The sequence below is a fragment of the Nocardia neocaledoniensis genome (assembly GCF_029868625.1).
Classification (GTDB): domain Bacteria; phylum Actinomycetota; class Actinomycetes; order Mycobacteriales; family Mycobacteriaceae; genus Nocardia; species Nocardia neocaledoniensis_A.
Genome location: NZ_JARWOJ010000353.1, coordinates 1 through 25,275 on the forward strand (window position 1 = coordinate 1; position 25,275 = coordinate 25,275).

Below are 25,275 nucleotides of genomic sequence, written 5' to 3' on the forward strand. Positions count from 1 at the left end.
GAGGACGTGCCGGTCGAGGCAGTTGTAGGCGACATTGAGCTCGCCGTCGGCGAACCAGCGCGCCACCGGGGCGTCGGACCAGTCCAGGACCTGGGTGAACGGCGTGTGCCAGTGCAGCCGGTTCGCCTGCTCGGCCCAGAAACCGTCACGATCGGTCTGCGCGCGCTCGGCGAGCGAGGCGTCGGCATTGGCCTGCGCGACGAACGCCGCGGCGGGCGCGTAGCTGCTCGCATGGTCGGGGCGGGTGGGGTCGGTGACGGCACCGGTCACGAGAAATCTCCTTCGAACTACAGGGGTAGAACCCGGGCCGGTGGTGGGGCCACCGGCCCGGGCAGGGCTGGTATCAGTGCGAGATCGCCTTCTCCGCACCGACACCGGTGAGCGAGCGGACCTCCATCTCCGCGGCCTTGGCCGTGTCGACCTGTTCGCCGCGGCCACCGAGGTACGTGCCGACGATGCCGAGCACGAACGCCAGCGGAATCGAGACGATGCCCGGGTTCGACAGCGGGAACCAGTGGAAATCGGTCCCGGTGATCATCGAGGTCTTGGTGCCCGACACCGCCGGGGAGAACACGATGAGCACGATGGTCGAGATCAGGCCGCCGTACATCGACCACAGCGCGCCGGTGGTGTTGAAGCGCTTCCAGAACAGCGAGTACAGGATCGTCGGCAGGTTCGCCGCCGCCGCCACCGCGAAGGCCAGCGCCACCAGGAACGCGATGTTCTGGCCGTTGGCGAGGATGCCGAGCCCGATCGCGAGTACACCGATCACCACGGCGGTGATCCGCGAGACCCGCACCTGCTTGACCTCGTCGACGTTGCCCTTCTTGATGACGCTGGCGTAGATGTCGTGGGCGAAGGAGGCCGAGGCGGTGATCGTCAGGCCGGCCACCACCGCGAGGATCGTCGCGAACGCCACCGCCGAGATGACCCCGAGCAGGATCACGCCACCGAGTTCGAACGCCAGCAGCGGCGCCGCCGAGTTCTGGCCACCGGCCGCGGCGAGGATCTTGTCCGGGCCGACGATGGCCGCCGCGCCGTACCCGAGCACCAGGGTGAACAGGTAGAACGCACCGATCAGGCTGATCGCCCAGACCACCGAGCGCCGTGCCTCTTTCGCGGTGGGCACCGTGTAGAAGCGCATCAGCACGTGCGGCAGACCCGCGGTGCCGAGCACCAGCGCCAGACCAAGCGAGAGGAAGTTCAGCTTCGAGGTGTCGCTGCCGCCGTACTGGGCACCGGGCGCGAGCACGTCCCGCGCGGCGACGGCCTTGTTGGTCGAGTCGCTCACCGACTGCTGTGCGGCGCCGAGGATGTCGGAGAAGTTGAAGCCGAACTTGGCCAGTACCAGCACCGTCATCAGCGCGGCGCCCGCGATCAGCAGCACCGCCTTGATGATCTGGACCCAGGTGGTGCCCTTCATCCCGCCGACCAGCACGTACACGATCATCAGCACGCCGACGATCGCGATCACGACCGATTGCCCGGCGCGCGAGGAGATGTCGAGCAGCAGGGCGACCAGGCCACCGGCGCCCGCCATCTGCGCGAGCAGATAGAACAGCGACACGGTGAGCGTGGTCAGCGCGGCCGCGGTGCGGACCGGGCCCTCCTTCAGCCGGAAGCTGAGCACGTCGGCCATGGTGAATTTGCCGGTGTTGCGCAGCATCTCGGCCACCAGCAGCAGTGCCACCAGCCAGGCGACCAGGAAGCCGATCGAGTACAGGAAGCCGTCGTAGCCGTAGACGGCGATCGCGCCCGCGATGCCGAGGAAGCTGGCCGCCGAGAGGTAGTCACCGGCGATGGCGATGCCGTTCTGCGGGCCGGAGAAGCCGCGTCCGCCGGTGAAATAGTCGGCGGCACTGGCGTTGTTGCGGCTGGCCCGGATCACCACGACCATGGTGACCGCGACGAACAGCGCGAAGATGGCGATATTGGCGATGGGATTACCCACCGTCGTATCCGCGGCGAGGATGTTCACGCTGTGTCCTTTCGGCATGTCCGGGCGCTCTGCGTGGTTACGCGAGCTGCCGCCTCCGAGCGCTGACCGGTCATGCGGTGCCCTCCTCGAGAGATTCGCGAATGGCCGCGGCGCGCGGGTCCAGCTCACGATTGGCGAAACGGACGTAGAGCCCGGTGATGAGGAACGTGGAGACGAACTGCCCGAGTCCGAGCAGCAGGCCCACATTGATGTTGCCGAAGACCTCGGTGGCCATGAAGTCGTGCGCGTACGCGCCGAGCACCACATAGCTCAGGTACCACAGCAGGAACAGCGCGGTCATCGGGAAGACAAAGCGGCGCAAGCGAGTACGCAGATCCTGGAACTGCGGGCTCGCCTGCACGGCGAGCCATTCCTCGGCACTCGGCGTGCGCCGGTCGGGCGCTTCTTCGGTGTCGGTTTCGGTCATGCGGGGTGTTCCTAGCGTGAGGAGTGTGATGCGTGCAACGACCGTAAGACGCGGCGTGGGGCCGCAGAATGGTGTGGCCTGGGTCACTCGGCGAAGGTGGCCGCTCGTGCGGTGAACGGTCGCTGTGGCGCGACGAACGGTCGGCCGAAGATCACCGGTTCGCGGCGGTCTCCGGCTCGCGATCGGCGCTCATCCCGAGCCGCTCGGGCGCGTGCATGCGCAGGAAGATCCCGGCGATCGCGCGCTTGTCCTGCTTCCTGGTCAGCAGGCTCACCACGATCGTCACCGCGAACGCCAGCGGCACACTGACGGCGCCCGGGTAGTCGACGATCGCCGAGGCCCAGCCGCCCGCCACCTCGGGGGAGACGCCGCCGAGCACCGCCATCACGGTCGCCCCGCCCGCGGTGAGGCCGCCGGTGAGCAGCCCGCTCGCCGCGCCCGCCGCGGTGAGACCGCGCCACCAGATACCGAGTACCAGCAGCGGGCACAGGGTCGAGGCCGCCACCGAGAACGCCAGCGCGACCGTGCGGGACAGATCCAGGGAGGCGACGGTGAGCGCCAGCGTCAGCGGGACGAGCCCGGCGACGAGCGCGGCGAGCCGGAAGTCGCGGATGCGGCCCCGCAGCACGTCGGTACTGAGCACCCCGGCGAGGCTGACGAGCAACCCGGACGAGGTCGACAGGAACGCCGCGATCGCGCCCGCGGCGGCCAGGGCGGCGAGCAGTTGCCCGCCGAGCCCGCCCAGCACCGAACCCGGCAGCAGGACCACGGCCGCGTCGGAGGCGCCGGTGATCAGCAATTGCGGCACGTACAGCCGGGCGAAGACGCCGAGCAGGATCGGGAACAGGTAGAACAGGCCGACCAGGCCGATCACCGTCAGCGCGGTCCGCCGCGCCGACGGGCCGTCCCGGTTGGTGTAGAAGCGCACCAGCACGTGTGGCAGACCCATGGTGCCGAGGAAGGTGGCCACGATCAGCGAGAACACCTGATATTGCGGATGTTCGCCGCCGAATCCGCCGCCGGGGGCGACCCAGCTGGCGCCGTCGGCGGGCGCGCCCGCCACCACCGGCACCGCGGCGCCCGCGTCGAGGACGAGTTCGGTGCCCGCGGCCAGGGTGTGATCGCCGGGGGTCAGCAGGACCGGCCCGTCCTCGGCGCGTCCGTCGAGGGTGCCGTGCACGGCCACCTGCTGGGAGACGTCGAGGTGCACCACCACTTCGGTCGAGATGTCCACGCTGGTGCGCTCGTCGACCGTCGACGGCGCCGGGGTACCGACCGGCCGTTCGTCGGCGAGGAAGTGCATCCCGAGTACCAGCGCGGGCACCGCCACCGCCGTCAGCTTCAGCCAGTACTGGAAGGCCTGCACCATGGTCACCGACCGCATGCCGCCGCCGATCACGTTCACGAGCACGATGGCCCCCACCGCGACCGCCCCCACCCAGGACGGCGCGCCGAGCAGGATGTGCAGGGTGAGGCCGGCGCCCTGGAACTGCGGAATCAGGTAGACCGCGCAGACCACCACGACGAGCCCGGCGGCCATGCGCCGCAACCGGATCGAGCCGAGCCGGAACTCGGCGAAATCGGGGACGGTGTAGGCGCCGGAGCGGCGCAGGGGAGCGGCGACGAACATCAGCAGGCCGAGATAGCCCGCGGTGAACCCGACGGGATACCAGAGCGCGTCGGCGCCGTACTTGGCGATGAGCCCGGCGACACCGAGAAAGGACGCGGCGGAGAGGTATTCGCCGGAGATCGCGGCGGCGTTCCAGCGGGAGCCGACCGTGCGGGAGGCGACGAGGAAGTCCGATGTCGTGCGCGACAGGCGAACTCCGTAGATCCCGATGCCGACCGTGGCCAGGGCCGCCAGCAGCAGCGCGGTCACGACGAGCGCTGGGTTGTCGGCGCTCATCGCATCAGTCCCCGGCCAGTTCGAGGAAGTCGTCTTCGTTGCGCTGGGCCAAGCGCACATACAGCCGCCCCACCGCGTACAGCGTGGGGAACGCGAGGACACCGAGAATCAGCCACGGCACCCGGACGCCGAGGACGGTCGTCTCGGCGATGGCGTCGATGCCGAACAGCACCGGCAGCGCGCCGAACCCGGCGATCACGATCAGGCCGAGACGCAGAGCCAGGCCCAGCTGGGCACGGATCAGGCCACCGATGAGGGCGGCGCCCAAGTCGGTCTGCTCGACCACCTCGGTACGGGTGCGAACCTGCCGCGCGCCCCGCCGCTGCGCCAGCACCACGCGCTCGCGGGCCGGGCGCTGCGGTCCGGTCACCGCTGGGTCCAGTTCTGCCGCGGACCGTGCACCAGCCGCTGCTTGAGTTCACGGACCTGCCGTCGGCTCACCGGCAGTTCCACCGCGCCGGCCGCGCCTTCCGCCCGCAGGCAGACAACTGTTCCGGTTCCCGCGCTGCGCAGCCCGGTGACCAGGCGTAACGCCACCAGATACGAGCGGTGCACGCGCAGGAACCCGGCGTCCTCCCAGCGTGATTCGAGCGCAGAGAGCGGAATCCGCACCAGATGCGAGCCGGTGCCGGTGTGCAACCGCGCGTAATCGCCGTCGGCCTCGACCCAGGCGACATCGGCCCGATTCACCAGGGTGGTGACCCCGCCGAGCTCGACCGGGATCACCTCGCTGGGATGCGCCGGTTCCGGCGGGGTCGCCGCGGGTGCCGACACCCTGGACGTGAGAATGCGCCGCACCGCCTCCGCCAACCGCGCCGCGCGCAACGGCTTGAGCAGATAGTCGACGGCCCCGAGATCGAACGCCGCCACCGCGTGATCGTCGTGCGCCGTCACGAACACGACCGCGGGCGGTTCGGCGAACTCCGAGAGGATGCCCGCCAGCTCCATCCCGGTGAGTCCCGGCATATCGATATCGAGGAACACCGCGTCGATCGGATGGGCCCGCAACAAGCGCAGCGCACTGGTCGAATCGCCCGCCCGATGAATCTCGCCGACACCCGCCTGCGCGCTCAGCAGGTACACGAGCTCGTCCAGCGCGGGCTTCTCGTCGTCGACAGCGAGCACCCGCAGTGCGGTCGGGTGTTCTTCGGTGGTCCAGGTCACAGCCCATCCATGGTAGCGGTACGTGGCTGCGCGGCGTACCCGGATGGCGGCCGGGGCGGCGCGGGTTCGCCCACCGACCTGGCCGCATCACCTGCCTCGGATCAGGAACCGGAACCGGTGGAGGGCAAGCCGCCGCCGCGGGTCAGGCCCGGGTATTCGGCGAAGACCCAGTTGTCGGCTTCGGTGATGAGGGCGGGGGCGACATCCGCGATCACCGAGCCGCCGTTGCTGTTGAGAACGGTGATGATCTGCGGCCCCGCGGCCGTGGCGGTCACGTACGGGCCGCCGCTGGATCCGCCACCGACATGGCACTCGGACTGGCCGGTCACCCGGTGGACAGCGGCGCGGCCCTGGCCGGGGAAATAGGTGTAATCGCCCACGCACGCCGACATCAGCACGGCGTTGTACGGTGCGGGGCCGGGGTAGCCGAGCAGTGTCGACTGGACCGACTGGCTGCTCGACAGCGCGGGGTGCACTTTCAGGCCGCCACCGGTGGCCGCCGCGACGACTCGGTTGCCCTCGGCGGGGCGGATCGCGAGCACGGCGACATCGGGAACGCTGCCGTCCACGGGGACCTCGGAGGTGAAGGCCTTGTCGACCACCCAGTCACCGTAGGGACGTTGCCCGTCGTGCCAGGCCGGGGTGAAGGTCGCCTTACCCGCCGCGATCAACGCCGCGTCGTTGTCGATGCAGTGACGCGCGGTGATCGCCAAGGCGCCGCTCGGACTGTCGAGCACCGTCGCGGTGCACAGCCCGCCGGTGGTGAGCCTGCCGACCTTGCGGGTCACGTCGTTGCCGGTGTAGGGCGCGGACACGAAATAGCCGCCCTTGCCATTCGTTTTCAGTGATCCGTCGTCGTTCTTCACCAACCGGCTGAAGAGCAGCGAGCCACTGGGATCCGGCTGCACGGCGCTGTCGGCCGCGGCATGGGGAATCCCCCCGAGCGTGCAGGCGGCGATCGTGACCGAGGCCGCGGCGATCCATTGACCTGTCCGACGAATCTTGTTCACAGAGAATCCTGTTCGATGTTGGCGCGGTCGCCGACGCAGACAGGTCGGCGACGCCGTGTGAGGGGGAGAGCCCGCGGGCGCCGTCGTCACCCCAGCGCCCAGTGGGTGAAAGAGATGTTAGATGTGAACGTGCGTCACAGCATCGATTTCTGAAACAATTATGTTTAAGAATGTGTGACGAGCGCGCGATCCTCCGCATCCGACCGTGCGGGAACCCGTCGCTCAGGCGCGGATGCCCGCACGGAATTTGGGGACGCGCATGCTGACCTTGGTGCCCGCCCCCGGGGCGGTTTCGACCACCAGCCCGTAGTCGTTGCCGAAGGCGGCGCGCAGGCGGTCGTCGACATTGGCGAGGCCGACGTGGGCGGCTTCGCCGGTGCGGGCGGGGCCGGAGTCGGTGTCGACGGCGTCGAGGGCGCCCGAGCGCAGCAGGTCGGGGTCCATGCCGATGCCGTCGTCCTCGACGCTGATCAGGCAGTCGGTGCCCGCGTCGGTGGCGACGATGCTCAACTGCCCGCCGCGGCCACCGCCGCCGAGCCCGTGCCGGACCGCGTTCTCCACCAGCGGCTGCAGGGCGAGGAACGGCAGCACGACGCCGAGGACCTCCGGCGCGATCTGCAGGCGCACGTCGAGCGCGTCGCCGAAGCGGGCCTGTTCCAGGGCGAGGTAGCGCTCGATATTGCGCAATTCGTCGGCGAGGACGGTGAATTCGCCCGCCGCCCGGAACGAGTACCGCGTGAAGTCGGCGAATTCGAGAATCAGCTCGCGAGCCCGGTCGGGGTCGGTGCGCACGAACGAGGCGATCGTGTTGAGCGCGTTGTAGATGAAATGCGGGCTGATCTGGGCGCGCAGCGCGCGCAGTTCGGCACGGTCGACGCGGGCGCGGGAGGCGTCGAGTTCGGCGAGTTCCAGCTGCCCGCACGCGTAGCGGGCCACCTCGGCCGCCGCGCCGAGCATGCCGGGACCCGGCTGCCCGGTGGTCACCACCCCGATCGCGCCGACCGCCGCGCCCGTGTCGATCAGCAGGGGCTGCGCGATGAGCGTGTGTTCGTCGCCGGGGACCAGCACCGGCCGCTCGTCGGCGATGGCTCGCCGCGCCGCGTCGGCGAACGGTTCGATCATCCCGCTGTGCGCCCCGTCCCAGGCCAGCAACGCGGCCTCCGCGTCGGCCACCCCGAGGGCCTCGGCCCCGGCCAGACCACGCAGATGCGGCGCCGCCTCCCTGGCCGACTCCTCGGTCAGGCCCCGCCGCAACGGCACCGCCGCCAGCGAGGCGGTGTGCAACGCCTGATGTACGGCCCGCTGCGCGGGCGTGGTCACCACCCGCTGCGTCCGCCGCCAGACCACGAGCGCTACGACCAGCACGATCGCCGCCGCGATCACCGCGACCAGCGCCGTGGTCACCGTGCTGTCCTCGACTCGGCGGGACGCGCCCGGCCACGCTGCTGCTGCGCCATGCGCCCGATTATCGCCGCTGCCGCACCGCGCGCGAACCGATCGCCACGCGCCCGGCCGGTACGGCGGAAATCGGACACGGCCCAGGACTCGCCGGTGACGTTCGCCACGACACGCCGGACCGGTCCAGGGCGGGGCCGGAGTGCCCGTGTGGCACGGGAAAAGTTGTCGTACCCCCGTGCATAGAATGCCAAGGCCAACCCCCGTCGACACCCTGGGAGGAAGGACCGTCTTGGCTCCGTCCGGATCGTTCGTTCACCTGCACAACCACACCGAGTACTCCATGCTCGATGGGGCGGCGAAGATCTCGCCGTTGTTCGCGGAGGCGGACCGGCTGGGCATGACCGCCGTCGGCATGACCGACCACGGCAACATGTACGGCGCCTCGGAGTTCTACAACTCCGCGAAGAAGGCGGGCATCAAGCCGATCATCGGCATCGAGGCCTACATCGCGCCCGAGTCGCGGTTCAACACCAAGCGCGTGCAGTGGGGCGATCCCGGCCAGAAGAGCGACGACGTCTCCGGTTCGGGTGCCTACACCCATATGACGATGGTCGCCGAGAACGCCACCGGGCTGCGCAACCTGTTCAAGCTGTCGAGCCTGGCCTCCATCGAGGGCCAGCTCGGCAAGTGGGCGCGCATGGACGAGGAGATCATCGCCCAGTACGCCGAGGGCATCATCGCCACGACGGGCTGCCCCTCCGGCGAGGTCCAGACCCGCCTGCGCCTCGGCCACGAACGCGAGGCACTGGAAGCCGCCGCGAAATGGCAGGAGATCTTCGGCAAGGAGAACTTCTTCCTCGAGGTGATGGACCACGGCCTGTCCATCGAGCGCCGGGTCCGCGAGGGCCTGCTCAGCATCAGCAAGCAGCTCGACATCCCGCCGCTGGCCACCAACGACTGCCACTACGTCACCAAGGACCAGTCGACCAATCACGAAGCGCTGCTGTGCATCCAGACCGGCAAGACGCTCTCCGACCCCACCCGCTTCAAATTCGACGGTGACGGCTACTACCTCAAGTCCGCCGAGGAGATGCGCGCCATCTGGGACGCCGAGGTTCCCGGCGCCTGCGACAACACCGAACTCATCGGCGAGCGCGTGCAGTCCTACGACGAGGTGTGGGAACACCGCGACCGGATGCCGATCTTCCCGGTGCCCGAGGGGCACACGCAGGCCAGCTGGCTGCGCAAGGAGGTCCTCGACGGCCTGGACCGCCGGTTCCCCGACGGCCCGCCGCAGGAGTACCTCGCCCGCGCCGACTACGAACTCGGCGTCATCTGCGAAATGGGTTTCCCCGCCTACTTCCTCGTCGTCGGTGACCTCATCCGGCACGCCCTCGACGTCGGCATCCGCGTCGGCCCCGGCCGAGGTTCGGCCGCGGGCTCGCTCGTCGCCTACGCGATGGGCATCACCAACATCGACCCGATCCCGCACGGCCTGCTCTTCGAGCGATTCCTCAACCCCGAGCGCGTGTCGATGCCCGATATCGATATCGACTTCGACGATCGCCGCCGCGGTGAGATGGTCCGCTACGCCACCGAGAAGTGGGGCAGCGACCGCGTCGCCCAGGTGATCACCTTCGGCACCATCAAGACCAAGGCCGCGATCAAGGACTCGGCGCGAGTCCTGTTCGGCCAGCCCGGTTTCGCCATCGCCGACCAGATCTCCAAGGCGCTGCCACCGCCGATCATGGCCAAGGACATCTCGGTCTCCGGCATCACCGATCCCGAACACGAGCGCTACAAGGAAGCCGCCGAGGTTCGCGAGCTCATCAGCTCGAACCCCGACATCGCCAAGATCTACGAGACCGCGAAGGGCCTGGAAGGCCTGATCCGCAACGCGGGCGTGCACGCCTGCGCGGTCATCATGTCCTCGGAGCCGCTGACCGACGCCATCCCGGTGTGGAAGCGCGCGCAGGACGGCGCGATCATCACCGGCTGGGACTACCCGTCGTGTGAGGCCATCGGCCTGTTGAAGATGGACTTCCTGGGTCTGCGCAACCTCACCGTCATCGGTGACGCCTTGGAGAACATCAAGGCCAACCGCGGCATCGATCTCGACATGGATCACCTGCCGCTCAACGATCCGGCCACCTACGAACTGCTCGCCAGGGGCGACACCCTCGGTGTGTTCCAGCTCGACGGCAGCGCCATGCGCGATCTGCTGCGCCGCATGCAGCCCACCGGCTTCGAGGACATCGTCGCCGTGCTCGCGCTGTATCGCCCCGGCCCGATGGGCATGAACGCCCACAACGACTACGCCGACCGCAAGAACGGCCGCCAAGAGGTCAAGCCGATCCATCCCGAGCTCGAAGAGCCGCTGAAAGAGATCCTCGCCGACACCTTCGGCCTGATCGTCTATCAGGAACAGATCATGCAGATCGCGCAGAAGGTGGCCGGGTACTCGCTCGGTCAGGCCGACATCCTGCGCCGCGCCATGGGCAAGAAGAAGCTCTCGGTGCTGGAGGAGGCCTACGCGGGCTTCCGCGAGGGCATGCTCAAGAACGACTTCTCCGAACCGGCCATCAAGGCGCTGTGGGACACCATCCTCCCGTTCGCCGGCTACGCGTTCAACAAGTCGCACGCCGCGGGCTACGGCCTGGTGTCGTTCTGGACCGCCTACCTCAAGGCCAACTATCCGGCCGAGTACATGGCCGGCCTGCTCACCTCCGTCGGTGACGACAAGGACAAGGCCGCCATCTACCTCTCGGACTGCCGCAAGATGGGCATCACGGTGCTGCCGCCGGATGTCAACGAGTCCGAGCAGAACTTCGCCTCGGTGGGCAAGGACATCCGCTTCGGCCTCGGCGCGGTCCGCAACGTCGGCGCGAACGTGGTGTCCTCGATCATCGCGGCCCGCAAGGAGAAGTCGAAGTTCACCGACTTCTCCGACTACCTGAACAAGATCGACGCGATCGCCTGCTCCAAGAAGGTCACCGAATCGCTCATCAAGGCAGGCGGTTTCGACTCGCTCGGGCATCCGCGCAAGGGCCTGCTGCTGGTGCACTCCGACGCCATCGACGCGGTGATGTCGACGAAGAAGGCCGAGGCCATCGGCCAGTTCGATCTCTTCGGCGGGATGGACGCCGACGAGTCGGTGTCGTCGGTGTTCAACGTCAAGGTCCCCGACGAGGAATGGGAGACCAAGCACAAGCTAGCCCTCGAGCGGGAGATGCTGGGCCTGTACGTCTCCGGCCATCCGCTCAACGGCGTCGAGCACGTGTTGGCCGCCCAGGTAGACACGCCCATTCCGGCGATCTTGGAAGGCGACGTCAAGGACGGCGCCCAGGTGACCATCGGCGGCATCCTGGCCTCGGTGAACCGCCGCATCAACAAGAACGGTCTGGCCTGGGCCTCGGCCCAGCTCGAGGACCTCACCGGTGGCGTGGAAGTGCTGTTCTTCCCGCAGTCGTATTCGGTGTACGGCATGGACGTCGTCGAGGACGCCGTGGTGCTGGTGAAGGCCCGCGTCTCCGTCCGCGACGACCGCATCTCTCTGATCGCCAACGACCTAGTGGTGCCGGATCTCTCGGCCATCGGCGTCGCCAAGCCGGTCTCGGTCGTCATGACCACCCGCATGTGCACCCCGGACAAGGTCCGCGAACTCAAGAAGGTCCTCTCCCGCCACCCCGGCACCTCGGACGTCCACGTCCGCCACGTCGGCGCCCGAGAGAAGACCACCTTGCTCAAGCTGGACGACGCCTGGCGCGTCTCCCCGTCTTCGGCCCTGATGGGCGATCTGAAGGCCCTGCTCGGCCCCGGCTGCCTGGGCTGAGCAGACGGAACGCGCTCAGCTCCGCTTGTCGAGGGAGCCGCGTAGCGCTTGCCCGAACCAGGCGAACACCGGTCCCAGATCCGGCAGCTGGGGCCACCCGTTGATGGTGGCCACCAGCTGCCAGTACCGCGCCACGCGAGGGTCGTCGGCGACCGCGAGCCGCTCGAGTATCCACCGCCGCAGCCGGTCGTCATCGGCTCGGCCGAAGGTCTCGGCGTACCGAGCGGTCACGGTGTCGACGATGTCAGCGGCGCTCGCCGAATCCGCCGCGATATCCGCCGCGAGTGCCCGCCCGATCTCCGCACGTACGGTCTCGGTCAGCTCGTGATGCAGGCCCGTGGTATCGCCCTCGGCGCGTTCTTCGGCTTGGTATTCGGCCATCCGGCGCACCGCTGCCCGGAAGTCGTCGTCCCGCACCAACCCCACGAGTTCCATCCACGCCTCGACCTGTTCGGGTGTGGGGTCGTCCGGGAGTTCCGGCATGCTCGCGCGCAGCAGTTCCACCATGGCTGGATTGGCATCGACGCCGCCGAACGTGTCATCGATGAAGTCGTGGATGTAGCGGTGCCGTTCGGCTTCCGACAGATTCACCAGTTTGTGCATCAGATCCATCTCCTGTGGGTTGGAACCCCGTTCGGCCACCGCGTGCAACACCGCGCGCCGAAGCCGCAGTACACGGATCTGCGCGTCGAGAGCCGCCGCGTGCGCCGCAGCGACCTCGGTCATCGAGATCTCGCTGACCAGAATGCGCCGGATCGTGGCCAGATCGATGTCCAGCTCGCGCAACGTCCGGACCAGTTCCAGGCGCGCCAGGGCGTGCGTGTCGTAGAGGCGGTAGCCGGCCGGGCTGTGACAGGTCGGCGGAACGATTCCCTTGTCGGAGTAGAACCGGATCGTCTTGACCGTCAAGCCAGTTCGCGCGGCCAACGCCCCGATCGTGAGGAAGTTCTCGTCGTCCATGGCCACCAGCTTGGTGTCTCCCCCTGAGGGAGACTCAACCCGACACCACAGTCGACCCCACCGCACCATCCTGACCAGCACCGGCGATCACGACATCGGGTCGGACAACCGGGTGGCCTCGTCAGGTCGCCAGGGGCCTGCGAGCACGATGGTGCTGTCTCACTCGGCAGCGGACCGGCGCACATTCGACAGCGGAGTCAGCCAGGTGGCCGGGTCGGCCACGGGGAAGCGGCGGCCGGTGACGGTGGTGGGGACGAGGCGGAGGAAGTAGTCCTTCGCGCCGGACTGCCAGGGGGAGAGGGGGAGGTCGACGGTATCCATCAGGTCGTCGATCTCGCGGATTCCTTCGGCGCGGCCCTTGACGACCACGCTCCAGGCTCGGTGGGAGTCGGGAAGGTAGCCGTCGACTTCCAAGGCGACGGGGGCGTCCGACAGGGCGGCCGACATCTTGGTGCCGCGGGCGGTGCGGAACACGAGGGTTCCGTGGTCGACCGCGTAGTTGAGCGGAAAGATGTCGGGGTGGTCTTCCACCCACACGGCGAGGCGGCCTATCTCCCCGGTGCGCAGTAGGGCCCAGCACTCGTCGACAGCGAGGTTCTCGATGCTCGGGTCGTCGCTTCCCATCGGGTGCGCCTTTCCGTCGTGGGTGTCAGTCCGTGCCCGTCAACGCGCTGGTCCCAATCTATCCGCCCCGACCCGGGGAAGCGGCGGTTCGCCGCACATACGGCGGCCGCTCAGATGACGCCGAGGGCGAGCATCGCGTCGGCGACCTGGATGAAGCCGGCGATATTGGCGCCCGCCTGATAGTTGCCGGGGACGCCGTACTCGTCGGCGGTGGCCAGGCAGCGGTCGTGGATGCCGCGCATGATCTCGGCCAGGCGCTCCTCGGTGTGCTCGAAGCTCCACGAGTCGCGGGAGGCGTTCTGCTGCATCTCGAGCGCGCTGGTCGCCACGCCACCGGCGTTGGCGGCCTTGCCGGGAGCGAAGGTCACGCCCGCCTCGCTGAACACCCGCACCGCGTCCGGCGTGCAGGGCATATTGGCGCCCTCGGCGACGATCCGGCAGCCGTTGGCGACGAGTTTGCCCGCGGCGGTGCCGTCGAGTTCGTTCTGGGTCGCGCACGGCAGCGCGATATCGCAGGGCACCTCCCACAGCGAGCCGTCCGCGACGAATCGCGCGATGCGCGGGCGAGCCTGCGCGTAGTCGGCGATCCGGCCGCGCTGGACCTCTTTGATCTCCTTGAGCAGCGTCAGATCGATGCCCTTCTCGTCGACGACGTAACCGCTCGAATCCGAGCACGCCACCACCGTGCCGCCGAGTTCGTGGACCTTCTCGATCGCGTAGATGGCGACATTGCCCGAGCCCGACACCACCACGCGCTGCCCGTCCATGGACCGCCCCGCCGCGGCGAGGATCTCGTTGACGAAGAAGACCGCGCCGTAGCCGGTGGCTTCCCTGCGCACCTGCGAACCGCCCCAGGTCAGGCCCTTGCCGGTGAGGACGCCGGACTCGTAGCGGTTGGTGATGCGCTTGTACTGGCCGAACAGATAACCGATCTCGCGGCCGCCCACACCGGTGTCACCGGCCGGGACGTCGGTGTGCTCGCCGAGATGCCGGTACAGCTCGGTCATGAAGGCCTGGCAGAAGCGCATCACCTCGCCCTCGGAGCGGCCCTTGGGGTCGAAGTCCGAGCCGCCCTTGCCGCCGCCGATCGGCAGGCCGGTCAGCGAGTTCTTGAAGATCTGCTCGAAGCCGAGGAACTTCACGATGCCCAGGTAGACCGAGGGATGGAAGCGCAGCCCACCCTTGTACGGTCCGAGCGCGGAGTTGAACTCGACCCGGAAGCCACGGTTGATCTGCACGGCACCGGAATCGTCGACCCACGGCACCCGGAAGATGATCTGCCGTTCGGGCTCGCACAGCCGGCGGATCACCGCGGCGTCGGCGTAGTGCGAGTGCTTGGCGACGACGGGGCCGAGGCTGTCGAGTACCTCGTGGACTGCCTGGTGGAACTCGGATTCGCCGGGGTTGCGGCGCAACACCTCGTCGTAGATGTCACTCAGCTTCGCGTCCAGGACAGCCACCCGTGGACTCCTTGTCGTCGTCGTTCGCCTGCCGCGGCCGGGCCACATCGGGGGCCAGGCCGCACCTCACAGGCTAGCCGCACGTGCTGTGAGGACAGATTCAGCGGGGGAGGGTCTGGCCGGGCCGCAGGGAATCGCCGCACTCACCCGTCTTCTGGTAGTCGGACAGCAGATGCGGCAGGACGGTGCCCGAGTACTGGCGCAGCCGCGCGAGTTGCCGGTCGTCGCCGACGACGTCCTTGCGGACCCAGTCCTCGTCGGAGGACGACGGATCCTCGGACCGGTGGACCAGGTGGTAGTCGCGGGTCATGCGCGGGTCGAGGGTGAGTCCGTTGGCGAACCAGACGCCGTGTGTGTGCACGAAGGTGGGTTTGCGGTCCTCGAAGACGTAGTCCGCGAGGGTGATGCCTGCCTCGCCCGCGTAGATGTCGGCGATCTTCGCCTCGGTGAGCCCGGCCATATCGATCAGCCGCAGCCGCGAGGACATCGCGCTGCCACCCATGTCGGGTGCCAGCAGACTGCCCTGGTCGAGGCCGATGATGTCGGCGTAGCCGTTGACGTACTGGCCGAATCGCGTGGCGATCCAGCACAGGGGCACATCCGCGTCGGCGCGATAGGCCGCGCCCGCGTCGGCCAGCGCGACCCCGGAGGGGAGCAGGGCGCCGACCAGCGTCAGCGCCACCAGGGCCCGGCCCCGGGTGTGCAGTCGGGTCAGCACCTCCGCCGCGGACATCACCACGACGAACGCGGCCAGTACCCACACCGGGGTGGCGAACCGGAACTGCTTCATCCAGTCCGGCTCCAGCACGCAATAGGCGGCGATCGCCAGAATCAGCGGAACCAGCAGCGCGACAACGCCGTCCCGCCACCGGCTCGGCGTGGCCAGGGCGAAGCCGACCACGCCGACGGCCACGATCACCGCGGGCGCACCCGCGTACTGCACCAGTTCCCCCGCCCGGGTCAGGTCGGACACGGTCGGCAGCGCCTGATTCTTGGCCACCGCCGTGTTCGCGACGAGCCTGCCGAATTCGGCGTTGCGCCACAGCAGATACGCCCCGAACGGCACCGCGAACGCCACCCCGGAATACAGCACGTGCCGCAATGCGGTGCGCCACGACGTTCGTCGCACCAGCACCAGCGAGGTCAGGGGATAGGCGGCCAGATAGATCAGGCCGTCGGGCCGGGTCAGGGCCGCGAACGCCGCCAGCGCACCGGCGATCACCGCGACCGACGGCGTCCACAGGCGCTGATCCAGCACCGCCAGGAACAGGTGCACGGCCAGCACGCACACTGTCAGGGCGAACAGCGAGTTCTCCAGGCCGGAGAAGCACCAGATGACGAACGACGGAATCGCCGCCAGCACAACGGCGGTCGCGAAGGTCACCGCCGCGGGCCTGCGTGCGACGCGCCGCGCGGCGAGGTAGCAGGCGACGAGGATCCCGGCGCAGCACAGCAGCGCGATCGCCTTCGGATAGAGCACATAATCCGGGATGCCGAACAAGGCGCCGTGGTCGAACAGGCCCAGCCATTTGCCCACCACCAACACCAGGAGCCAGGTCGGGTTGGAGAATCCTTCCACCGGTTCCGCGCCGGCCTGCAACACCGGACCGGCGCCCTCGGCGACATTGCGCGCGTAGGCGAAGGTGATGGCGGCGTCGTCGACCAGCCAGTTGCCGTACCGCGTCGCCTGCCAGCCCAGTAGCAGGACTCCGCCGAGCACGGCCGCGATCGCGGTCCACCGCGATCGATCTCGTTGCGGTGGTACCTCTTCCGGAAGCTCGGCCACGGTGTCCGGCCGCGCTTCGATTACCTCAACCATTCATCAGATCCCAAGTTCGAACGATATCGCCGGAGAACGCCAAAACTTTAGCTTCTCTAACGAGTGTTGCTACACGACGCCGTCGAGCTCGGGATACGTGCTACGCCCGCACCTGTGGTGCCGTGGCTCGACATACCCGTGTACCCGCTCGGACGGCGCGAAAACCCCGGATCGAGACCATCACGCGATCGTAAGATTTCCGACGGCCGACCGCGGTGAGTGGGCATCACGAGGCGACGGCGTGGGCGGTGTGCGGATCCTTCCGGGTGTCGGTGGCCCGGCGTCGGTCGAGCCGGTGGGCGATGGCGACCGCCGCGAGCATGGCCGCGCCGAGGGCGGCGCCGATCCAGCCGACCGCCGCGTAGCCGAAGCCGGCGCCGAGGGCGAGACCGCCGAGCCAGGGGCCGACGGTGATGCCGACGTTGAAGGCCGAGAAGTTGGTGGCTGTGGCCAGGGTCGGCGCGTCACCGGCCAGGGTGAAGACGCGCGTGTTCAACGCCGGGTTGGTGGCGAATCCGAAGGCGCCCAAGAGGAAGACGAGCACGACCACGGGAGCGGGGGAGTGCAGTGTCAGCGCCAGGGCGGCCGCGATCGCGGTCATGCCGCTCGCGCCGACGTACAGGGTGCGGAACGGGTGACGGTCGGCGGTGCGGCCGCCGACGGTGATGCCGAGCAGGCCGCCGACACCGTAGAGAGCCAGGACCAGCGGGATCCAGGGCGCGGCGACGGCGGTGGCGTCGGCGAGCAGGGCGCCGAGGTAGGCGAACACGACGAACGTCGAGCCCGTCGAGAGCGCGGTGGCGGTGTAGGACAACCACAGTCGCGGATTCGCCATGACCCGCAGTTCGCGATCCAGACGCGCGACCGTGTCCGGCCGCCCGCCCGGAATCTTGGCGACGACGCCGATCATCGACAGCGCCGACAGCGCGGCCACGGCCCAGAACGCCGCCCGCCAGCCGAAGTGCTGACCGATCACCGTGCCCGCGGGCACGCCGACGATGGTGGCGATGGTCAGTCCGCCCGCGACGATGCTCATCGCCCGTCCGCGCTGCTGCGGCGGAACCAGGCTCACCGCCGTGGTCGCCGCCAGCGCCCAGAATCCCGCGTAGACGAACGCGCTCACCACCCTGGTGCCGAACAGGATCCAGTAGTCGTCGGTCAGCGCGCCGACGCCATGGGCGGCGACGAAGATCGCGAGAAAGGTCAGCAGGGCGTCGCGTCGCGGCCAGCGCAGCGTCACCACGGCGAGCAGCGGCGCGCCGACCAGCATGCCGAGCGCGAACGCCGAAATGAGCAGGCCCGCACGGGGAATGGACACGCCGAGATCTGCGGAGAGGTCGGTGAGCAGTCCGGCGAGCATCAGCTCGGAGGTGCCCTGGGCGAAGATCGACAGCCCGAGTACGTAGATGGCGGGAGGCATGAGCGGTCCTTCTCGATATTTTAGATTGGTCAGTCCAAAATGAGGGCGCGACGCGAGGTCGTGCCGGAAAAGCTGGGTCTACAAGCAGCGCAGGGCGGTCTCGGCGATCGCCTCGAGGGTGGCCCGGTCCGCACCGCCGCGCGCGGCCACGCGCATGCCGCCGATGGTCGCGGTGAGGAACTGGGCGAGGTCGCGGGCGGGGCGCTCGGTGGTGATGTCGCCGGCGCGCTGGCCCTGGCGGAGGGTGGCGGTGAGCGCGTCGAGGCGCCGTTCATGGTCGGTATCCAGCGTCGCGCGGACGGCGGGGTCGCGCGGGGCGAGCTCGATCGTGGAATTGACCACCAGGCAGCCCGTCGGGTCCTCGTCGGGCGCGTCGGCGACCTGGCGCAGAACGGCGCGCAGGCGCTCGCGGGCAGGCTCGTCGCGGTCGAGGATCTCGAAGATCGACGCGTTCTTGGTCGTCATGTAGCGGCGCAGCGCGCGCTCGAACAGGTCGTGCTTGCTGGTGAAGGTGTTGTAGATGCTGCTGCGGCCGAGGCCTGTTGCCGCGCAGAGGTCCTGGGTGGAGGTCGCTTCGTAACCCGCCGACCAGAAGGCGCGCATGGCGGCATCGATCGCACGGTCCTCGTCGAATTCCTTGGGGCGGGCCATGGGGTGGACCGTAGCACGTTTTGGATACATCAGTCCAAAATAGGCGGGCGCGGGGTGATCGAAACCGGGCGGGCGACGAGCTAGCGTCGAGAGGCGTGATGGCAGCCCTGCGACTCGACTCGCCACCGCGGACCGCGCCGCCGACGCGTTCGAGGGGCCGCGCGCCGACGGCGCGCACGGTGCTCCTCGTCGCCCTCGGTCTGGTCCTCGCCCAGCTGGCGTCACGGGCCTGGGTCGCCGCGTCCGGGTACTTCTACTGGGACGACTTCATCCTGATCGGCGAGGCGGGCAGGCATCCGCTGTGGTCGGCGGAGCTGCTGTTCACCAGCCACGATGGGCACGTGATGCCCCTGGCCTTCGCGCTGACCTGGCTGGTCACCGAGGTCGCGCCGCTGCGCTGGGGTGCCGCCGCCGCGGTGCTGCTCGTGCTGCAACTGCTCGCCTCGCTGGCGGTGCTGCGGCTGCTGGTCGTGCTGCTCGGGTGGCGGGTCAGGATGCTCGGACCATTGCTCTTCTTCCTGTTCGTGCCGTTGACCGTGCCCGCCTTCGCGTGGTGGTCGGCGGCGGTGAACGCCCTGCCGCTGCAGTTCGCGCTCGCCTGGGTGAGTGCGGACGCGGTCCTGCTGGCACGCACCGGGCGGCGGCGGCACGCGGTGTCGGGGGCGGCGGTGTTCGCGGTCGCGCTGCTGTTCTTCGAGAAGGCCGTGGTGGTGTTGCCGGTGGCCGTGGCCATCGTGGCGTTGCTCGCCTACGTCACCGGTGCGCCGGTGCGCGCGGCCGTCCGGCGCGGGGCCGCGCTGTGGACGGCGGCCGGTGCGGTCCTGCTGGCCTGGTCGGCGTTCTTCCTGCTGGTCATCCAGCGCCCGCGCGGACTGTCGCGCCCCGAGAACCCCGCCGCCCTGCTGCGCCAGGCACTCTCGGACGGCCTCGTGCCCACGCTCGTCGGCGGTCCGTGGCGCTGGGAACGCTGGCAGCCCGCGACGCCATGGGCGGACCCGCCCGGTCTCGCCGTCGCTGTGTGCTGGGCGGCATTGATCCTGTTCGCGGCGTGGACGATTCGTCATCGGGTCCGCGTCGTCGCCGTCTGGGCGTGTGCCGCGGCCTACGTCGTCCTGACCGTCGCTCCGGTGGTCGCCCTGCGCGACGGCCCCGGCACGGCCGCCCTGCTGCTGCAATCCATCCGGTATTTCGCCGATTTCGCCGTCATCGCGAGTGCGGGCCTGGCGCTGCTCCTGGCCGCCGGACCCCGGGGATCGACCGCGACCTCCGGTTCACGTGGGGTAACGACGGCCACCGACCGGGCTGCGATCATCGGCCGGTCGGTCGATACCGGTCGTCCCGTAGCCGATCCAGAAGACCCGGCGGGTGCGTATCGCGAGCGGGCCGCGCTCGACGGTGGTTCGTCGGGCGGCTCTCGGCCGCTGTCCGGATTCCGTCGTCGTGCGGTGCGGCGAGGCGTGGGTCTCGCGGTCGCGGTGGCCTTCGTGGCGAGCAGCCTGTACTCGACCGTCACATTCACCCGCGCCTGGGAGCCGAGCCCGGCCCGGACCTATGTCACCGGAGTCCGGGCCGCGCTCCCGGCATCGGACGCCCCGCTGCTCCCGCAGGAAGTGCCGTGGAATGTGCTCAACCCCTTGGCCTTTCCGCAGAACATGACCGATCACGTCTTCGCTCCGCTGGCCGGCCCCGACACCTTCGCGCGGTCGACCTCGCACCTGCGCATGTTCACCGACGCGGGCGAACTCGTCGACGCGCAGGTGTGGTGGAACCGCTCGACCGTGCCAGGCCCCGAGCCGGGATGCGGGTATCGGGTGCCGGGCGGCTCGGCGGTGCGGCTGCCGCTGGACGGTCCCATGCAGACCAGGGAGTGGACCGCCCAGCTGAACTACCTGGCCGATCGGGACGGGACGATCGCGGTGTCGTTCGAGGGCGGCGCCGAAACGGTCGCCGAGGTGCGTGCCGGCCTGCACCCGGTCTATCTGCGCATGCTCGGCGGCGGATCGGCCCTGCGCGTGCGGGCGCTCACCCCCGGCCTCGACCTGTGCCTCGGCACCGGCCCCGTCGGGGTCGTCGCACACGGCTGACAGGTCGGCCTGCCCGATCACCGTCCGCGTGCGATGCTGGGGCCATGAGGCAGTTTCGGGTGTGGGCGCCGGCGGCGGGGGCGGTGCGGCTGCAGCTGGACGAGGTGGACCACCCGATGCGCCGCAACGGCGGCGGCTGGTGGTCGGTCACCGTCGAGGCAGGCCAGGGCGCCAGATACGGGTTCCTGATCGACGACGATCCGACCGTCCTGCCCGACCCGCGCTCGCCGCGCCAACCCGACGGTGTCCACGCGCCCTCGGCCGTGCACGACCTCGACCCCGACGCCTGGACCGATCACGGCTGGACCGGGCGTCAACTCGCCGGATCGGTGTTCTACGAGCTGCACATCGGGACCTTCACGCCGGAGGGCACCTTCGACGCGGCCATCGGGCGACTCGATCACCTCGTGACCCTCGGCGTCACCACCGTGGAACTCATGCCGGTCAACGCCTTCGACGGCACCCACAACTGGGGTTACGACGGCGTGCTCTGGTACGCGGTGCAGGAGAGCTACGGCGGTCCCGACGGCCTGCAGCGGTTCGTCGACGCCTGCCATGGCCGTGGCCTGGCGGTCTGCCTCGACGTCGTCTACAACCATCTCGGTCCCTCCGGCAACTACCTGCCGCGCTTCGGTCCCTATCTCAGCGAGGGCCGCAACACCTGGGGTCAGAGCGTCAACCTGGACGGCCCCGGATCCGACGCGGTGCGCCGCCACATCATCGACAACGCCCTGCGCTGGCTGCGGGACTTCCACCTCGACGCGCTGCGCCTGGACGCCGTGCACGCGCTGGTCGACCGCACCGCGATCCATCTGCTCGAGGAACTGACCGTCGAAACCGCCGCCCTGTCGGCGCATCTGGGCCGCCCGCTCAGCCTGATCGCCGAGAGCGACCTCAACGACCCGCGCCTGATCACCCCGCGCGCCGCCGGCGGGTACGGGCTCACCGGCCAGTGGAACGACGACCTGCACCACGCCGTGCACACCGCCGTCTCCGGCGAACGCCAGGGCTACTACGCCGATTTCGGTTCCCTGGCCTGTCTCGCCCAGACGCTGACGCACGGCTTCTTCCACGCCGGAACCTATTCCAGTTTCCGCGGCCGCACGCACGGCGTCCCGCTGCGTCGCGACCTGATCCCCGGCAGCGCGCTGCTCGGCTACACCTGCACCCACGACCAGATCGGCAACCGGGCGCTCGGCGACCGCCCGAGCGCGTATCTCACGCCCGGCCAGCTGGCGGTGAAGGCGGCGCTCGTGCTGCTCTCGGCCGGCACCCCGATGCTGTTCATGGGCGAGGAGTGGGGCGCGCGCACCCCGTTCCAGTTCTTCACCTCGCACACCGACCCGGACGTCGCCGCGGCCACCGCCGCAGGCAGGCGCGCCGAGTTCGCCGAGCACGGATGGGCCACCGACGAGGTCCCCGACCCGCAGGACCCGGCCACCTTCACCCGCTCGACGCTCGACTGGACCGAACCGACCCACGAACCACACGCCCGCCTGCTGGCCTGCTACCGCGCCCTGCTCGCCCTCCGCAAGACCAGGCCCGAGTTCGGTGACCCCTGGCTGGAGCGGGTCTGGGCCGACTACGACGAGGCACGGCGCTGGTTCGTGCTGCGGCGTGGCCGGGTCTCGGTGGTGTGCAACCTGGCCGAGGACGAGGCCGTGATCCCGGTGCACGGCCGGGTTCTGCTCGCCTGGGCGCCCGCCACCGAATCCGGTGCGGGAACGCTCATCTCGGGCCACAGCTTCGCCGTCCTGGAGGAGGGTGACGGCGCGGGCACCGTGGTCACCGAATGACCGGGCAAGGGCACAGCTAGGGCACGGTCGTTCACCGACCGTTGCCCTGGCGAACAGACGTCCGTACGGTAATACGATGAGCAACGACGCTTACGGGCAGGACAGTGCTGCCCTTCCGGCCGGTGTCGGCGGTTTCGCCCCGGCCGGATTCGGTCCCCTGGTGCGCGCCTTCGCCACCTTGATCGGCCATCGCCGCGGCGCGGGCGGCGCCATCGCGATCCATCGTCACGGCGAGCCCCTCGCCCACGTCTGGGCCGGCAGCGCGGGGAATCAGCGCCCGTGGACGGCCGACACCGGCGCCATCGTGTTCTCCGCGACCAAGGGCGTCACGGCGACCGTCATCCACCGGCTAACCGATCGCGGACTCATCGATTACCGCGCGCCCGTCGCCGAGTACTGGCCGCGCTTCGCGGCCAACGGCAAGGGCGACATCACCGTCGCCGACGTCCTCACCCACCGCGCCGGGCTGTCCGCGCTGGGCGCGGTCGCCGACACCGCCGCCGAATCCCTTGATCACGAGCTGATGGAGGACCGGCTGGCGCTGGCCGCCCCCGACCGGCTGCGCGGCGTCCCGACCTACCACGCGCTCACCTATGGCTGGCTGCTCGCCGGCTTGGCCAGGGCGGTCACCGGGCAGTCGATGAGCGCGCTGATCCGGGCCGAGGTCACCGAACCGCTCGGCATCGACGGCATCCACCTCGGTCGCCCGCCCGCGGGTTCCTCGACCGAATACGCGCCACTGGCCGGTGCGCACCTGAGCCTGGCGGGGCACCCGATCGCCGCCGGCGTCCTGAACCGGGTCGGGCAGTGGGTCCCCGGCCCCCTCGGCGCCGCCTCCCGCTGCCTGTTCGTCCCCGGCCTCAACACCATCCTCGACGGCGACGAGCCGACCATCCTGGACACCGAGATGCCCGCGGGCAACGGCGTGTGCACAGCCTCGGCGCTGGCCAGGATGTACGCCGCGCTCGCCGACGGCGTCACCGTCGACGGGCGGCCGTACCTGCGCCCCGAGACGCACCGGGCCATCCGCCGGGTGCAGACCTACCGGCTCGACCACGCCCTGTTCTACATCCCGATGATGTGGCGCCTGGGCTACCACTCGGTGCCGGTGCCCGGCGCGCGCACCGGATTCGGCCATATCGGCCTCGGCGGGTCCTTCGGCTGGGTCGATCCGCAATCGGGTCTCTCGGTCGCCTTCGTGCACAACCGGCTCGACCAGTCCCTGCTGGCCTACGACCAGGTCGCGATGGGCTGGTTGCTGCCACTGGCCGTCGCGGGCGCGCACGCCACCCGCGGCCGCGGGACGAAGATCGACCGCGCGGCCGCGTGATCGCTCAGGTCAGGTAGCGGTACGCCGGAGACCCCGGTTCCAGGCGCTCGGCCTGGATCGGGGACTCCTCGATGCGGTGCAGCAGCGACGCCAGATCGTCGGTGGCGCCGAGCTCGATGCCGACCAGCGCCGCCCCGGTCTCCCGGTTGTTGCGCTTGACGTACTCGAACATGGTGATGTCGTCGTCCGGGCCGAGGACATCGTCGAGGAACCGGCGCAGCGCCCCTGGCTCCTGCGGGAAGTCGACCAGGAAGTAGTGCTTCAGGCCACGGTGCACCAGCGAGCGCTCGATGATCTCGCCGTACCGCGAGACATCGTTGTTGCCGCCCGAGACCAGCACGACCACCGTCGACCCCGGCTCGACATCGATCTCGGCCAGCGCCGCGGTGGCGAGCGCACCCGCGGGCTCGGCGATGATGCCCTCGTTCTGGTAGAGATCGAGCATGGCGGTGCAGATGGCGCCCTCGTCGATCTGCATCATCCGGAACGACGCTGTGCCGGAGGGGGATTCGCTGGTGACCAGCAGGGGCAGCGAGGCGTGCGAGACCACCCGGCCGCCGAAGGACGCGGCCGCCTGGTAGGGCAGATCGCCGATGCGGCGCACGGCGGCGCCGTCGACGAACGGGTCGATCTCGGGCAGCGTCACCGGACCGCGGGCCACCAGCGCCGCGGTCATCGACGCCGCGCCGGCGGGCTCGACGCCGAGCAGGCCGGTCCGCGGCGCGCGCTCGCGCAGGTAGGTACCGATGCCGGCGAGGCACCCGCCACCACCGACCGGCACGATCACCAGATCCGGCGCGGTGCCGAGCTGTTCGAGGAATTCGGCGGCGATGGTGCCCTGCCCCGCGGCGGTGCGTGGATCGTCGAAGGGCGGCACCATGGTCGCGCCCGTGCGGGCGACATCGTCGGCGGCGGCCGCGGCGGCCGCGTCGTAGGTCTCGCCGACGGCGATCAGTTCCACGAACTCGCCACCGTGCACGCGGATGCGGTCGCGCTTCTGCTTCGGGGTGGTGGTCGGCACGTAGATGCGCCCGCGCACACCCATGGCCCGGCAGGCGAAGGCCACACCCTGCGCGTGGTTGCCCGCGCTGGCCGCGACGACACCCGCGGCACGTTCGGTGGCGGTGAGCTGGACCATCAGGTTGTAGGCGCCGCGCAGCTTGTACGAGCGCACCGCGGTGAGGTCCTCGCGCTTGAGATACACCTGCGCGCCGGTGCTCGCCGACAGCCGCGGGGAGAACTGCAGCGGCGTCGGCTCGATGATGTCGGAAATTCGCTTGGCGGCGGCGTCGATCTCGTCCGCGGTCAGCGGCGGACGGGTTACGGACACTTCGGCGACGTCAGCGATGGGGGACACCCGGTAAATGCTACCGAGGCGGGTCGGGCGCCCCGCGACTGCTCCCGCCGCGGGGTGTC

The 25,275-nt window shown here is 69.7% G+C and carries 19 protein-coding genes; 4 read left to right on the plus strand and 15 right to left on the minus strand.

The window, feature by feature from the left end; genetic code table 11:
* The 8 genes from QH270_RS27355 to QH270_RS27390 all read right to left on the minus strand — a co-directional run.
* Positions 1-270: acetyl-coenzyme A synthetase N-terminal domain-containing protein (locus QH270_RS27355; RefSeq protein ID WP_280346928.1), on the minus strand; the 270-nt coding region annotated here is incomplete at its 3' end.
* Positions 271-343: 73 nt separating this feature from the next.
* Complete coding sequence (locus tag QH270_RS27360) at positions 344-1,996, minus strand: solute symporter family protein (protein ID WP_280346929.1); 1,653 nt, start codon at positions 1,994-1,996, stop codon at positions 344-346.
* Positions 1,997-2,048: 52 nt separating this feature from the next.
* Positions 2,049-2,405, minus strand: a complete 357-nt coding sequence (locus QH270_RS27365) for a DUF485 domain-containing protein (RefSeq protein WP_280346930.1) — start codon at positions 2,403-2,405, stop codon at positions 2,049-2,051.
* Between the two features lie 151 nt (positions 2,406-2,556).
* A complete protein-coding gene (locus QH270_RS27370) occupies positions 2,557-4,311 on the minus strand; it encodes a cation acetate symporter (protein WP_280346931.1) in 1,755 nt (584 codons plus the stop codon).
* A 4-nt stretch (positions 4,312-4,315) separates the two neighbouring features.
* Entirely contained in the window at positions 4,316-4,681 is a 366-nt protein-coding gene (locus tag QH270_RS27375; RefSeq protein ID WP_280346932.1) for a hypothetical protein, read from the minus strand.
* Complete coding sequence (locus QH270_RS27380) at positions 4,678-5,475, minus strand: LytR/AlgR family response regulator transcription factor (protein WP_280346933.1); 798 nt, start codon at positions 5,473-5,475, stop codon at positions 4,678-4,680. The genes QH270_RS27375 and QH270_RS27380 overlap by 4 nt, the downstream gene beginning before the upstream one ends.
* Before the next feature lie 101 nt (positions 5,476-5,576).
* The gene (locus QH270_RS27385) at positions 5,577-6,485 is read right to left on the minus strand and encodes a trypsin-like serine peptidase (RefSeq protein WP_280346934.1); all 909 of its coding nucleotides are present in this window, start codon (positions 6,483-6,485) and stop codon (positions 5,577-5,579) included.
* 222 nt (positions 6,486-6,707) lie between these two features.
* Complete coding sequence (locus tag QH270_RS27390; RefSeq protein WP_280346935.1) at positions 6,708-7,889, minus strand: sensor histidine kinase; 1,182 nt, start codon at positions 7,887-7,889, stop codon at positions 6,708-6,710.
* A 238-nt stretch (positions 7,890-8,127) separates the two neighbouring features.
* Here QH270_RS27390 and dnaE point away from each other — a divergent pair, with 238 nt between their 5' ends.
* Positions 8,128-11,715, plus strand: a complete 3,588-nt coding sequence (dnaE, locus tag QH270_RS27395) for a DNA polymerase III subunit alpha (RefSeq protein WP_280346936.1) — start codon at positions 8,128-8,130, stop codon at positions 11,713-11,715.
* Between the two features lie 15 nt (positions 11,716-11,730).
* Here the strand turns inward: dnaE and QH270_RS27400 are convergent, their stop codons facing one another.
* The 6 genes from QH270_RS27400 to QH270_RS27425 form a co-directional block, all read right to left on the minus strand.
* Entirely contained in the window at positions 11,731-12,675 is a 945-nt protein-coding gene (locus tag QH270_RS27400) for a MerR family transcriptional regulator (protein ID WP_280346937.1), read from the minus strand.
* 159 nt (positions 12,676-12,834) lie between these two features.
* Positions 12,835-13,299 carry a pyridoxamine 5'-phosphate oxidase family protein gene (locus tag QH270_RS27405; protein ID WP_280346938.1) on the minus strand — a complete coding sequence of 155 codons (465 nt, stop codon included), beginning with the start codon at positions 13,297-13,299 and terminating at the stop codon, positions 12,835-12,837.
* Positions 13,300-13,409: 110 nt separating this feature from the next.
* A complete protein-coding gene (gene gdhA / locus QH270_RS27410; RefSeq protein ID WP_432420437.1) occupies positions 13,410-14,807 on the minus strand; it encodes an NADP-specific glutamate dehydrogenase in 1,398 nt (465 codons plus the stop codon).
* A 52-nt stretch (positions 14,808-14,859) separates the two neighbouring features.
* Entirely contained in the window at positions 14,860-16,578 is a 1,719-nt protein-coding gene (locus QH270_RS27415) for a hypothetical protein (protein ID WP_280346940.1), read from the minus strand.
* Between the two features lie 226 nt (positions 16,579-16,804).
* The gene (locus QH270_RS27420) at positions 16,805-17,998 is read right to left on the minus strand and encodes a Cmx/CmrA family chloramphenicol efflux MFS transporter (protein ID WP_280346941.1); all 1,194 of its coding nucleotides are present in this window, start codon (positions 17,996-17,998) and stop codon (positions 16,805-16,807) included.
* Positions 17,999-18,076: 78 nt separating this feature from the next.
* Positions 18,077-18,649 (minus strand): TetR/AcrR family transcriptional regulator, encoded by a 573-nt coding sequence (locus QH270_RS27425; protein WP_280346942.1) that lies wholly within the window; start codon positions 18,647-18,649, stop codon positions 18,077-18,079.
* A gap of 98 nt (positions 18,650-18,747) precedes the next feature.
* Here QH270_RS27425 and QH270_RS27430 point away from each other — a divergent pair, with 98 nt between their 5' ends.
* The 3 genes from QH270_RS27430 (at position 18,748) to QH270_RS27440 (ending at position 23,859) form a co-directional block, all read left to right on the plus strand.
* On the plus strand, positions 18,748-20,733 hold the full coding sequence (locus QH270_RS27430) for a hypothetical protein (protein ID WP_280346943.1): 1,986 nt from the start codon (positions 18,748-18,750) through the stop codon (positions 20,731-20,733).
* Positions 20,734-20,777: 44 nt separating this feature from the next.
* Positions 20,778-22,529 carry a malto-oligosyltrehalose trehalohydrolase gene (gene treZ / locus QH270_RS27435; RefSeq protein WP_280346944.1) on the plus strand — a complete coding sequence of 584 codons (1,752 nt, stop codon included), beginning with the start codon at positions 20,778-20,780 and terminating at the stop codon, positions 22,527-22,529.
* 76 nt (positions 22,530-22,605) lie between these two features.
* Positions 22,606-23,859 (plus strand): serine hydrolase domain-containing protein, encoded by a 1,254-nt coding sequence (locus QH270_RS27440; protein WP_280346945.1) that lies wholly within the window; start codon positions 22,606-22,608, stop codon positions 23,857-23,859.
* Between the two features lie 4 nt (positions 23,860-23,863).
* On the opposite strand, the gene ilvA is transcribed toward QH270_RS27440, so the two are convergent.
* Positions 23,864-25,207 carry a threonine ammonia-lyase IlvA gene (ilvA, locus tag QH270_RS27445; RefSeq protein ID WP_432420438.1) on the minus strand — a complete coding sequence of 448 codons (1,344 nt, stop codon included), beginning with the start codon at positions 25,205-25,207 and terminating at the stop codon, positions 23,864-23,866.
* Positions 25,208-25,275 lie beyond the last annotated feature (68 nt).